At 68.9% G+C, this 12,840-nt stretch carries 10 protein-coding genes; 8 read left to right on the top strand and 2 right to left on the bottom strand.

From position 1 onward, the window contains the following. The coding region (locus tag VGK32_04130; protein HEY3380929.1) for a hypothetical protein at nucleotides 1-907 on the bottom strand (907 nt) is incomplete at its 3' end. 195 nt (nucleotides 908-1,102) lie between these two features. Here VGK32_04130 and VGK32_04125 point away from each other — a divergent pair. The 8 genes from VGK32_04125 (at nucleotide 1,103) to VGK32_04090 (ending at nucleotide 10,343) form a co-directional block, all read left to right on the top strand. Then, complete coding sequence (locus VGK32_04125; protein ID HEY3380928.1) at nucleotides 1,103-2,302, top strand: hypothetical protein; 1,200 nt, start codon at nucleotides 1,103-1,105, stop codon at nucleotides 2,300-2,302. Nucleotides 2,303-2,522: 220 nt separating this feature from the next. Then, on the top strand, nucleotides 2,523-3,479 hold the full coding sequence (locus VGK32_04120; protein HEY3380927.1) for a carbohydrate kinase family protein: 957 nt from the start codon (nucleotides 2,523-2,525) through the stop codon (nucleotides 3,477-3,479). Continuing rightward, on the top strand, nucleotides 3,476-4,330 hold the full coding sequence (locus tag VGK32_04115; protein HEY3380926.1) for an amidohydrolase family protein: 855 nt from the start codon (nucleotides 3,476-3,478) through the stop codon (nucleotides 4,328-4,330). The genes VGK32_04120 and VGK32_04115 overlap by 4 nt, the downstream gene beginning before the upstream one ends. Beyond that, nucleotides 4,327-4,773 carry a secondary thiamine-phosphate synthase enzyme YjbQ gene (locus VGK32_04110; protein ID HEY3380925.1) on the top strand — a complete coding sequence of 149 codons (447 nt, stop codon included), beginning with the start codon at nucleotides 4,327-4,329 and terminating at the stop codon, nucleotides 4,771-4,773. The genes VGK32_04115 and VGK32_04110 overlap by 4 nt, the downstream gene beginning before the upstream one ends. Then, the gene (locus VGK32_04105) at nucleotides 4,770-5,807 is read left to right on the top strand and encodes an NAD(P)-dependent oxidoreductase (protein HEY3380924.1); all 1,038 of its coding nucleotides are present in this window, start codon (nucleotides 4,770-4,772) and stop codon (nucleotides 5,805-5,807) included. The genes VGK32_04110 and VGK32_04105 overlap by 4 nt, the downstream gene beginning before the upstream one ends. A gap of 10 nt (nucleotides 5,808-5,817) precedes the next feature. Beyond that, nucleotides 5,818-6,663: a sugar phosphate isomerase/epimerase family protein gene (locus tag VGK32_04100; GenBank protein HEY3380923.1), complete on the top strand. Its 846-nt coding sequence runs from the start codon at nucleotides 5,818-5,820 to the stop codon at nucleotides 6,661-6,663. A 78-nt stretch (nucleotides 6,664-6,741) separates the two neighbouring features. Continuing rightward, entirely contained in the window at nucleotides 6,742-8,457 is a 1,716-nt protein-coding gene (locus VGK32_04095) for a hypothetical protein (GenBank protein ID HEY3380922.1), read from the top strand. 50 nt (nucleotides 8,458-8,507) lie between these two features. Further along, complete coding sequence (locus VGK32_04090) at nucleotides 8,508-10,343, top strand: glycoside hydrolase domain-containing protein (protein ID HEY3380921.1); 1,836 nt, start codon at nucleotides 8,508-8,510, stop codon at nucleotides 10,341-10,343. 32 nt (nucleotides 10,344-10,375) lie between these two features. Here the strand turns inward: VGK32_04090 and VGK32_04085 are convergent, their stop codons facing one another. Beyond that, a complete protein-coding gene (locus tag VGK32_04085) occupies nucleotides 10,376-12,655 on the bottom strand; it encodes a sulfatase-like hydrolase/transferase (protein ID HEY3380920.1) in 2,280 nt (759 codons plus the stop codon). Nucleotides 12,656-12,840 lie beyond the last annotated feature (185 nt).

Here is a 12,840-nt window from a genome sequence, read left to right as displayed (position 1 = left end):
CCTGACCGAACCCAGCCAGTACGTCGTGAACCTGTCTGGTGAGGGTCAGCGCCTGGTCGAACGGGCGCTGCCAGAGATTGCGGCCGAAGATGATCCCCGCCGCGCCGGCCTGCATGCACTCGGCGACCTTCGCAACCACTCCCGCCTCGTCGCGGAGCGTACCGCCCGAGAAGAGGACCAGGCATTTCCCTGCCGAGCGGACGACGCGCCGCAGCCGCGCGGCCGGCGGCTCGTGCAGCGACCGGTAAGGCTCCGGGCAGCGATCGTTCGTGTCGTCGGGCTCGTGCAATTTGACGATGTCCGCGCCCAGTTCTTCCGCGACCCGGGCGGCGTAATCGATCGCGAACAGCGTGCCCTTGCCGCCCTTGGCCTCGATGGCTCGGCCGCGCGGGTAGGCCCACAACACGATCGGCATGCCGAGCCGCTCGCAATCCTGGCGGATTCGCCCGAAGCGACGGAACTCGTCGTCCTGACGCGGCGTCCCGACGTAGAGCGTGTAGCCCACCGCATCGGCGCCGAGGCGCACGGCGTCTTCCACGCTTGCCAGCACCGGCGACGTGGCCTCGCCATCGTCCGGAATGTCCGTCTTGCCGTTCAGTTTGAGGATGAGCGGCACGCGCCCGCTGTAGTCGCGCAGGTACTTCTCCGCGAGGCCCACGCCGAGCGCGATGGCCGAGTACCGTCCTTCGAGCGCCAGCCGGAACTGGAAGTCCGTGTCGAGCGCCGCCGGGTTCGGAAGGAAATCAGTTGGTCCGTGTTCGAGGCCCTGGTCCAGCGGAAGGACGAGCAGCGTTCCGTTGGCCGGTCCCGAACCATAGAGCAGGCGCCACAGACGAGCCCGTTTTCCATGTCCGATTGAGAGCGAGGAGAGCGATGGGCGCGTCGCGCGAGAGGTAGCAGTGTTCACAGTTGACTCTTTCGTTTCATTGCTATAATCTGTGTTCGCTTTGTTTGTATACCCTCACATGACGGCTTTGTCAACAGCGTTCGACATGAATCGTAACCGATTTTGTTGACTGAACAACATATGACACAAGCTGATGCGGCGAGCAAGCGGCCCGGAGGAGCTCTCGCTGAACCGGCACCGGGCGAGGCGCGCAGATTGACGGCACGTGACGGGCTCGACGGGCCGCTCAGGGAACTGGTCGACGCTCCGGCCGAGGTCCAGGAACGCCTGGGCTTGGCCGACACGTTGCACGAGATCTGCCAGCAGCCATCGACGTGGCTCCAGACGGCCAGCGACGTGGAGGCGTACGCCCCGCGCCTGGCGTCATTCCTCGTGGCCGCCGGGTTCGAGGGGCGGGAGGGCGCGCTCGTGCTGACTGGCTCGGGCAGTTCCTTGTACGCGGCGGCATCGGTCGGGCCCGCGTTGCAGGCGGCGCTCGGGATTCCAGTGCACGTGCTCGGCGCGGGCGACCTTCTCACGCACCCCGAGCGTGCTTTTCCGCCCACGCGGCCCTGCGTGGTGGTTTCGTTCGGACGCTCCGGGAACAGCCCCGAGAGCACCGCGGTGATCGATCTGTTGCTGGAGCGTGAGCCCGAGTGCCGGCACCTGGTTGTGACATGCTGCCGCAGCGGCCGCCTGGCGACGGCCTACGCCGGTGACCCGCGTGTATTTCCGGTGGTGCTGGACGAGCGGACCTGCGACCGCAGCCTCGTGATGACGAGCAGCTTCACGAACATGGTGATCGCGGCGAGTGCCCTCGGAGCGCTGCGGGACCCCGGCCGCCACCGGGCACAGGTCGAGGTTCAGGCCCGTGCGGCCCGGCACGTCCTCGCGCACCAGGTGGGCATCCTGGCGTCCCTCGCGCGCCGCCCGCTGCGCGCCGTGGTCTTCCTTGGTGCCGGATGCCGATTCGGCGGCGCCCGCGAGGCCAGTCTCAAGATGACCGAGATGAGCGACGGTCGTGTGCTGACCTTCGCCGAGACGTACCTGGGTCTGCGGCACGGGCCGATGAGCGCCATTCGCGACAAGACGCTGGTCGTGTGTTTTCTCTCGTCGGACCCGACGGCGAGAGCCTACGAAGCTGACCTGGTGAGGGAACTCACGCGCAAGGGGCTCGGAACGGGAAAGATCCTGTTCGGCGAGGCGATCCCGGCGGGCCTGGAAGGCGACGGCGACGTCGTGATGGAATGCTCCGGCATGGCTACGGTGGGTGATGATGGTGCGCCCGTCCTGGACGTCCTGGTGGGCCAACTGTTGGCGTTCTTCCACTGTCTGCACCTCGGCCTGCGCCCGGATTCGCCGTCGGCGTCGGGCGTCATCAACCGGGTCGTCGAGCCGTTCACGATCCACCGCTAGCAGCCTGTGGTGGAAGTCGCGGCGCAGCACCGAGGGCGACGATGCGCCCAGCCGGCCAGGCGCGACGACTGAGAATATCGGGCCATATTCGAGGGAGGAGCAACGCAGCCGGGTGGGATGCAGGGTCGGCCGAATGCCGGCGGGACTTTCACCACAGGCTGCCAGGGAGTTTCGCCGGGCGCGGGCGACTACTGTCTCGCTCGCAGGCGGAGAACCGACGATGACGAGCGCAAAGAAGGTGCTGGTGGTCGGCGAGATCAACGTGGATCTGCTCCTGCAAGGGTACCGAGCGTTCCCGACGCCGGGTCGCGAGGTGCTGGTGGACGACTTCACCATGGCTCTCGGCAGCGCCTCGGCGATCTGCGCCATGGGGCTGGCGAAGCTGGGCACGGCGGTCGCGTTCGCGGGAGTCGTTGGCGCCGACGTGTGGGGTGAGTACTGCCTCGGTGTCATGCGGGCCGCCGGCATCGACCTCGCTCCAGTGCGCATCGACGCGGCGGTGAAGACCGGGGTCACCGTGTCGATCACGTCCCCGTCCGATCGCGCGCTCGTCACCTACCTCGGCTCGATCACTGCGCTCGCGGCGGACGATGTCGAGGATCGGCTGTTCGCCGGCGTTGACCACCTCCACGTCTCCTCGTACTTTCTCCAGTCTCGGCTGCGCCCAGGCTGCCGCGACCTCTTCCGCCGGGCGCGCTCGCACGGCCTGACAACGTCGCTCGACCCGGGCTTCGATCCGGCCGAGACGTGGGGTCCGGAGCTGTCGGGGACGCTCAACGAAGTGGATGTGTTCTTCCCGAACGAGGTGGAGTTGGCGGGAATCACCGGCGAACCAGACCCCGCTCGCGGGCTCGTTGCGCTCGAGAACGGCAGGACGCTGACGGTCGCCAAGCTGGGCGCGCGAGGTGCGATGACACGCCGCGACGGTGCGCCGATCTCGCAGGCCCCCCTCCCGGTGACGCCCATCGACACGACCGGGGCGGGCGATTCATTCGACGCGGGGTTCCTGCACGCCTGGTTGGCCAGCCGGCCGCTCGAGCAGGCGCTCGCGCTCGGCGCGGCGTGCGGTGCGCTGTCAACGCGGGGGCTCGGCGGCACGGCCGGTCAGCCGACCGTCGCGCAGGCCGAAGCGTTCCTCCGGTCCACGGGTGCCGGCGCGGAGGGGGGGCCTCGGTGAAGGGCGGCATCGACTTTCACACCCATCCACTGCTCGTGCGCGAGATGGTGCAGCGCCACCCCGGGCTGGCGAAGGCGGCGCGCGAGACGTTCCTGATTGGCAACACGTTCCAGCCGCTCGAGACCTTCCTGCTCGAACTGGATACCGTCGGCCTCGATCGCGCGGTGATCCTGCCGATCGACGCCGTCAGTACGCGGGGGACGGCCGTCTATTCGAACGAGCAGATCGCGGAGTTGTGCGCGATGAGCGACCGGCTGATCGGGTTCGCCAGCGTCGACCCGTGCCGGGCGTCGGCGGCCGACGATCTCGAGCATGCGATCAGCGACCTGCACCTGCGCGGCCTGAAGCTGGCGCCAGCCATGCAGCAGGTGTTCGCCGACCACCTGGGCCTCGATCCGTTGTACGCGCGCGCTGAAGCGCTCGGCATCCCGATCCTGTTTCACGCCGGCATGAGCTGGGAGCCGGGGAGCCGCCTGGCCTACGGACAGCCGCTGCGATTCGAGCGCGTGGCCGCCGACCACCCGCGCCTGCGCATCGTGCTCGCGCACCTGGCGTGGCCCTGGGTGATGGAAGCCGTGGCGCTGGCGCTGAAGTACCCGAACGTGTACCTCGATACGTCGGCCCTCTACTTCGACAACCCGCCGGACTTCCTGCGGTTCGCGATGACGGTGCAGGTGCCGCTGTCGGTGTTCGAGCGCAGCTTGCGGCGGCAGTTGGTCTTCGGCTCGAACTACCCGCGCGTGGAGGTGAAGAACATGGCGCGCGCCGTGCGTGGGCTCGGGCTCTCAGACGCGTGCCTCGACCTGGTATTCAGGTCGAACGCGGAGACCTTGCTGGGGGAGACCGCGTGATCATCAAACTCGAACGCATCGAGGTCCAGTCCCGCACGGACATGGAAATGATCGACGTCACATCCGAGGTGGACCGCGTCGTTGCGGCGAGCGGCGCCCGCGACGGAATCGTGCTCGTCCTTACGTGCCACACCTCGTCCGGCCTGCTCGTCACCGAGGGCATCGACTGCCTCGAGCGCGACGTGCTTGCGCACCTCGAACGCCTGGCGCCCAAACAGCCGCCCGATGGCACCTACGGTTACTGGCACAACCGCCACCTGGACTTCGACGGCCGCCTGGGCTTCAACGCCGGCGATCACCTGAAGAGCATCCTGGGCGGGGTGAACTGCTTCTTCCCCATCGAGAACGGCGTGGTCGTCCGCGGGAGCCGACAGCGCGTGTACTTCGTGGAGTACGACGGCCCGCTGGCGCGAACCGTGCTCGTCCAGGTCATCGGCCAATGACACTCACCACCAACGCCGCACAGCGCGGGAAGCCGGTCGTGGTCGTGCTGGCCGGACGCGAGTTATTCCCGTCCTTCTTCGGTGCCGCCGAACGACGCCGCCTCGCCTCGCGGTCTCGGTGGGTGCGCGTCGGCGGCCGACGGGTCACGCCGGCGACACGCCGGCAACTCGCCCTGGCAGACGCGATCGTCACGACGTGGGACAGTCCCGCGTTCGACGAGTCACTGCTCGACGTGGCGCCCCGGCTCCGGATGATCGCGCACTGCGGCGGGGAAGTGAAGTCGCGGTTCGCCCCGCCGCTCTTCGAGCGCCTCACGATCACGAACGCGGCGGACCCGATGGCCCGTCACGTCGCTGAACTGGCCGCGGCCTTCCTGCTGTACGAGGCCCGCAACATCGATCGGTACCGCGCCGAGCTGAAGCACCCCTCCAACGCCATCTACGACGCACGCCACCTGCGTGGCGTCGTGGGCGAGAGTCTCCTCGACGCGACGGTGGGCCTCATCGGCTTCGGCCGCATCGGTCGGGCGCTCGTCGAGTTGCTGGTGCCTTTCGGCGTCCGGTTCGTCGTCTTCGACCCGTACGCCCGCCGCGACGTCCCGCTCGGAGCGCGGGTGGAGTTCGCGACGCTCGGGCGCGCCCTCGGAGCGTCGCGACTGCTGGTCGTCGCGGCGGCGCTCAACGACGAGACGCGGAACCTGCTCGATCGGCGCCGCCTCGCACGCCTCCGTCCCGGCGCGTCCGTCATCAACGTGGCCCGCGGCGGGATCGTCGATCTCGACGCGCTGACCGCGCAGGTGCGCGCCGGCCGGCTGCGCTGCGCGCTCGATGTGACCGACCCGGTCGAACCGCTGCCCGGCAACCACCCGCTCCGCCGAGCGCCGGGAGCAATCCTGACGCCGCACATCGGCGCTGGCGCCGACGCGGTCCGCCGGCAGATGGCGGCCATCGTCATCGACGAGCTCGAACGCCACTTCGACGGCAGGCGGCCACTGAACCGCGTGACCCCGGCCATGCTGGCCACCATGACGTAGGGTCGGGTCGATGAGACTCTCATTCTCCACCCTCGGCTGCCCGGTCTGGACGCTTCGCCAGGTCATCGATCTCGCGCGACGCGAGCTGTACGATGGCGTGGAGTTGCGGTTCATCGAGGGCGACGCGGCGCTGTGGAAGCGGCCCGAATTCACGGGCGCGGGCCTGGTCGGCACGGTCGCGGCTTTCCGTGACGCGGGCCTTGCCGTGTCGTGCGTGGACACCAGTTGCTTCTTCCACTCCCCGGATGCCGCCGAGCGGCGTCGGACGCTGGAAGAGGGCCGGCGCATGATCGCGCTCGCGGCATCACTCGGCGCGCCCGGCATCCGGATCTTCGGCGACCGCGTGCAACCCGGTGCGACCCGTGACGACACCGAGGGCTGGATTGCCGACGCGCTGTCCGCGCTCGGCGGCGAGGCCGCCGCCAACGGGCTCGAGACGTGGCTGGAAACCCACGGAGACTTTGCGCCCGCGCGCGCGACGGCGGCCATCGTCGGGCGCGCCGGAGGCGGCGGCACCGGCGTGATCTGGGACCCGGCAAACGCCTACGCGGAATCGGGCGAGCCGCCCGCAGAGGGTCTTGCAATCCTCGGCGGGCTCGTGCGCCACGTGCACCTCAAGGACATCAGGCCGGGCGACCCGTCGGATACGGCCATCCGGGCGTCGGCCTGGAAACCTGTCCTGACCGGGACCGGCACGTTCCCGCTTCGCCAGACCGTCGCCGTGCTCGACGCGGCAGGCTTCGCGGGGCACGTGTCGTTCGAGTGGGAGAAGCGCTGGCACCCGCAACTGGAGGCGCCCGAGATCGCGTTACCCCACTTCGCGCGCTGGTTCCGGCAGGCGACCGGGCGGGAGTGAAGCGCCGGCTCCTCAGGGCCGCCGATCGAACGCGTCGACGTCGGCCCGCCGACCCGCCACACGTGTCCGGGGACAACCATGCTCAAGTCTGTCACCGCCGTCGACTACGCCGTCATCGCCCTCTACATGCTCGCCATGGTCGGTATCGGCGCCTACTTCATGCGCTTCAACAAGGGGGCGTCGGACTACTTCCGCGGCGGCAGCCGTATTCCCTGGTTCGTGGCCGGCCTCAGTTCCTTCATGAGCGGCTTCAGCGCCTGGACCTTCACCGGTGCGGCCGGTGTCGCCTATCGCCAGGGCCTCGTGATCGTCCTGATGTACATCGGGAACGGCCTCAGCTTCATGCTCGGCTACTGGCTGTTCGCCGCACGCTGGCGGCGGCTCCGCATCTCCACGACGATGGAGTACCTGACGGAGCGGTTCGACGAGCAGACCCGCCAGGTCTTTTCGTGGACCGCGGTCGTCTTCCATCTCTTCACCGCTGCCGCCGGGCTCTTCGGCCTCGGCGTCTTCGTCAGCTCCATCTGCAACGTGCCGATCGGGTGGACCATCATCGCGTGCGGAGCGATCATCCTCGCCTACTGCGTCGTTGGCGGCCTGTGGGCCGTCGTGATCACCGACTTCCTGCAGGCGGTCGTCCTGATGCCGTTCACCCTGGTCCTCTTCGTCGTCTCGCTCGCGCGCGTGGGCGGTGCCGGAGCGTTCATCAGGAGCCTGCCGGTGTCGATGCGATCACTGACGCTGCCCGGCGACTTCGGGTGGGGCTACGTCGCGGCCTGGGCGATCATGGTCAGCTTCGGCTACAACACGTCGGTCATGGCGCAGCGGTACTTTGCGGTCGATGACGAACGGTCGGCGAAGAAGGTGTCGCTGCTCTGCTGCGGGTTCTTCCTCGTCGGGTCGTTCCTGTGGTTCGTTCCGCCAATGGCGATGCGGATCCTGTATCCCGACCTGGCCGTCGTCCTGCCCGGCCGCGCGAACGCGCACGAGGCGTCGTACGCGCTCGCCACGCTCACTCTCCTGCCGAACGGCCTCATCGGCGTCATGCTGGCGGCGATGTTCAGCTCGACGATGTCGAGCCTGTCTGGCACGTTCCACCTTCACGCCGCGATCATCGTCCGCGACATCTACTTGTGGTTCTTTCCGCGCCGCGACGGCGAGCGCCACCTGCTGAAGGTCGGGTGGGCCGCGACCTTCGGCGTCGGCGCCAGCATCATCGGCCTCGCGTTCGTGATGGCGAGCAGCGGCCAGAGCGTGTTCAGCGTGATGCTGACGGTGAACACGATCATGTCGCTGGCCTACGGCCCGCCGGCGCTGCTCGGCCTTCTCATCACGCGGACGCCGCGGTGGTCAGGTCTCGCATCGTTCGCCGTGGGCCTCGTGATCGGCTGCGTCGGGACGTTCGGCTTCGGATGGGGCCTTGTGGCGAACGTGCTCGGCGTGCTCCCGGCCTCGGTGGCGGTCTTCCTGGGCTCGATCCTGTTCGAGGTCCGTGACGTCGAGGGCGCCCCCGGGCGGCGGGCGCTTGCCGCCCGGCTGGCGACGCCAATCGACCGCGACCGCGAACTGCGCGACAGCGTCGATCGGACGACCGAGGTGTTCCGGTTCCTGTCGCGGGCGACGGCCGGCGTGGGCGTGATCAGCCTGCTGCTGCTGTTCTTTGCGCCCACGGGCGAGCGCTCCACGGTCGTGCTCTACGGCGCGATCACTCTCGTCGTGGCCGGGTTGCTGGCGCTCGTCAAGGGAGCAAGCCAGCTTCACCCTGCCGCCGGTGGAGTGGACGACGCAGTCTGACGGAACGCAGGCGGCCGCGCGCCGAGCGCGGACCAACGAGGAGAACGACGATGGGACCGCAAGACGCAGGGAGGCTGAGGCGGGTGGCGGCGGCGGCGCTGATGGTGCTGGCCGCGACAAGCGTGTCCGACGCCGGCGTGCGGCGGATCTGGGCGGTGCACGACACCGAGAAGATCGGACAGGACAACCAGGCCAGCCCGCTGGCTGCCGCGAACTCGGCATGGACAGGCCAGCACGCGCGGCTCTTTGGCGCGCACAACGAGGTCGTGGCCTTCCAGGTGATCGTCGAGTCCGACAAAGAGGGGATTGGCGCGCTGTCGCTCCGACTCCCCGACCTGCGGTTGCGGAACGGGAGCGAGCGGATCGTCTACGCCCCGCCTGGACCGGACCCGACCGTCTCGGTGGGCAGGCCGATTCAGATCTTCGCCGTGCACTACATGCACGTGCCCGGGCCGGCCACGGCCGACTGGATCTACAAGGCCGGCTCGCCCGCGATGCCACGCGACCTCGTCGGGTGGAAGCCCGTGCAGTTGGTGCCGGAGAATGCACGGAAGGACCGCGGAGGCTTCCCGGTCCGTGTGGCGGCGTCGCGCAACCAGGCGTTGTGGATCGAGATCTACACCGGTCGCGAACGACCCGCGGGCGTCTATGAAGGCACGGTTGAGATCACCGCCGATGGCAAGAGCACCTCGCTGCCAGTGGCACTCGAGTTACTCGACTTCACGCTGCCCGACGAGAACAGCCTCAACGCAATGGTCTACTACGAGCCCGAGCAACCCGAGTTGTATCAGGGCCGCAACCTCGACGCCGCGTATCACCGGTTCGCGCACCGGAACCGCATCGAGCTCGTGCACGCATACGACGAAGCCAGGGTGCAGGCGGCTATCGGCCGCTTCACCGGCCAGGCGTTCACGCGTGCGAACGGGTACGAAGGCCCGGGCGAGGGCGTGGGCAACCGGATCGTGCCGGCCACGTTCTACGGTCCAGGCACGGCGTTCGACGATCGGTTGTCGGCGTGGCGCCGGGCCGACGCGTGGATCTCGTTTCTCGACCGCGTGGTGCCGTCCGCGATCACCTTCGTCTACATGCCGGACGAGCCGTCGTCGGCGCAGTACCCGGGGATCCGGGCGATTGCGGAGAATGTGCACTCGAACCCTGGACCGGGCCGCCGGCTGAAGACTTTTGCGACCAAGGAGTACGTTCCGGAACTCGACGGCGCGGTCGACATCTGGTGCGCGGCTCCGCAACTCTACGACATCGCCCGCGCGAGAGCGGAGCGCGCCCACGGCCATGAATACTGGACGTACAACGGCAGCCGCCCTTACCTCGGGGTGGTGGCCATGGAGGCGCCAGCCGCCGACCCGCGCTCGGTCATGTGGGCGTCGTTCAAGGAGAGCATCGCGACGTTCTTCTCGTGGCACAGCGTGCACTGGCGCCACAACGCGCAGAAGCCCGGCGAGCGCAACCAGAACGTCTGGGCCAACCCGATCACGTTCGACAACCGCGGGCAGCCGCACAAGGACGACACGGGCTACGCCTACGGCGACGGTGTCCTCATCTATCCTGGCGAGGACCGGCTTCACCCGGAGGAAGACCGGGGCATTCCAGGTCCGATCTCAACGGTGAATCTCGCAAACTACCGGCGCGGACTCCAGGACCACCTCTACCTGACGCTCGCCCGCCGGGCCGGGCTCGACGCGCTGGTGGATGAGGCGCTGCGAACGCTGGTGCCCAAGGTGTTTTCGGACGCCGGCGCCACGGTGGGCTACTCGGAGGTCGGTGACGACTACGAGGCGATGCGGCTGAAGATCGGCCGCGCGATCGCCGAGTTCCAGCGTCGCCAGCCTCGGCGGCGCGTTGACCGCGCGCCGGGCAGCGAACGATAGACGCCGAGGGTGTTGGCGGCGTGTTCGGCCTCTCAGCGCCTGCGCCGATCCAGGCGGGCGACGAGATCGGCGACTTGCTGCTGCTTCGGGTCCCTGGCGAGCGATTCCCGAAGCGCCACGAGCGCTCCCGCTTCGTCCCCGAGTTCGAGGCGCGTCATGCCGAGGCCGGTCAGAACCATGGGCGTTCGCATTCCCGTCGCCAGCGCCCGCTCGAAGTACGGGACCGCGTCGGCGTTGCGGCCGGTCGCCGCCATGGCACCGGCCATGTAGAGGAGGGCCTCGCCGTTGACCGGATCGGCGTCGATCGCCTTCGTGAAGAGGGCTACGGCGCTGTCGCGCTGCCCGGCTCGCATCCGTACGACCCCCAGCTTCATCAGGGCGCCGGCGTCTTTGGGGGCGGCGGCCAGCACGCGCCCATAGAACCCGGACGCAGCCGTGAGGTCGCCTCGGATCAGGGCGAGATCTCCCAGCCCGCGCAGCGCCTCGCTGTGCTCGGGGACGATGGCGAGCGCCCTGTCGTACGCCTGGGCGGCCTCGTCGTGGCGTCCCGACGCGAGCAGCGTGTTTGCGCGCGTCAGCCACGGCAGCGGCGACTGGGGCTGGAGCGCCGATGCCTTGTCGAGCGCCTCCAGGGCCTCGGCGGTTCGGCCCGCGAGGCGGAGGCTGTCACCGAGGACGATGAGGTCTTCGGTCGTGAGCGCGCCCGCCTTCTCGAGGATGCGCATGTCGGCGATCGCCTCCTGGTGGTGTCCCGCGGCCGCGAGCGCGACGGCCCGGTACCGGCGGGGCAGCGCGGCGTCCGGGGCGTCCTGCAGGACCGCCGACAGTTCCTGAGCCGCGGTCGCCGGGTCGATGCGGGCGAGTTCCATCCCGCGCTCGAGCTTCTTCAACAGCGGCAGGGCGTCCTTCGGATCGCGCAGCGTCGCGCCCTCCTCGACCGAGGAGGGTGCGCCGCCGCCGATGTATCCAAGCGCCCGCAGCCGTTCCGCGGCGTCGGCTCCGACCGAACTGGTGGCATCCGGCGTCTTGGTTCGGAGCGCTGCACGTAGGGGCCGACGCATGTCCGCGACGCGCGCCCCCTCGGAATCCGATAGGTCGTGCAGTTCCACGCCGTCGCGCTCGAGGTCGAACAGTTCGGGGCGCGGGGCATCGATGAGCTTCCAGCGCGCCGTCCGCCAGGCGTGGAGCGGTGACCAATGAAGGTGCAGGTTGGCGAAGAGCGACTCGGCGTACGCCGGCTCGTCGGCCATCGCTCGGCCCTCCACGGCGGGGCGCACCGACCGCCCCTCGATGCCGATCGGGATCGCCTGGCCCGCGTAATCGAGCAGCGTGGGCGCCACGTCGATCAGCCGGCCGACGACCTGGCTGACACGCCCGGCAGGCACGCCGGGGCCGACCATGATCCACGGGACCTTCAAGGTCGCATCGTAGAGGAAGATGCCGTGCGTCGCCTCACCGTGCTCACCGAGGCTCTCGCCGTGGTCGGACGTCACGATGACCAGCGTCCGGTTCGCGAGGCCGACCGTCTCGAGGCGGCGCAGGAGGACGCCCAGTTGGGCGTCCACGAAGGCGATCTCGCCGTCGTAGGGGTGCGTGGCGAACCGCTTCCCGTACTCGGCCGGCGGTTCGTACGGCGAGTGCGGATCGTAATAGTGGATCCACATGAACCACGGGGATGCGGACGACGGCCGACGATCGAGCCACTGCAGCGCCACATCCGTCGTCTGATCGGCGGGCCGCTCCACGTACGGCGCCCGCCTCGGATCGCTTCCGTGGGGGAATCGGTCGTCGTACACTCCGAAGCCCCGGCCGTAGCCGAAGCGCCTGTCGAGCGGGAACCCGGAGACGAAGGCGGCGGTCTGGTAGCCGGCCCGCGTGAGCGCTTCTGCGAGTGTCGGGACGTCCTTGGGCAGGACAAAGCCGCCGTTGTTCCGGACCCCGTGCTTGAGCGGGGTCAGGCCGGTGAGGATCGACGCGTGCGAGGGACCAGTGATCGGCGCGTGGGCCACGGCGGTCTCGAAGCGGACGCCCCGGGCAGCCAGACCGTCGAGGACCGGCGTCTGCGCGTCGGCGTCGCCATAACAGCCGACGTGGTCGGCCCGCAGGGTGTCGATCGTCACGAGCAGCAGATTGATCTGCGCGCCGGCTCGGGGGGCGGTCGAGGTGGCAGGCCGCAGCCACCACGCGGTCAGAGCCACGAGGATCAGCGCAACTGCCGCACCCGCCACGAGCGGCCAACGCTGCCGCGAACGAGCGAGGCGCGGGGCAGGGACCGGCTGCGCGGGCGGACGCGAGCGACGACGGGTTGCCATTGGCACACCATCCGAGAGGGCAAGCAAAAGAAATCCTACTGGTGCCTCACGGCCAGAGTCAATGATTCTGACGACAAATGGCCATAAACAGCGATTCGCGACGCCGTGATGTGGTCTCGTCGAAATACCTGTTGACTTTCGAGTTGAAAAGGAATAGAAAATGACGTTACTGTCGTTTGCTTGTG

This window comes from Vicinamibacterales bacterium, assembly GCA_036504215.1.
GTDB lineage: Bacteria > Acidobacteriota > Vicinamibacteria > Vicinamibacterales > Fen-181 > FEN-299.
Note: the sequence above shows the minus strand (reverse complement) of the source record. Positions and strands in the feature narration are given on the sequence as shown.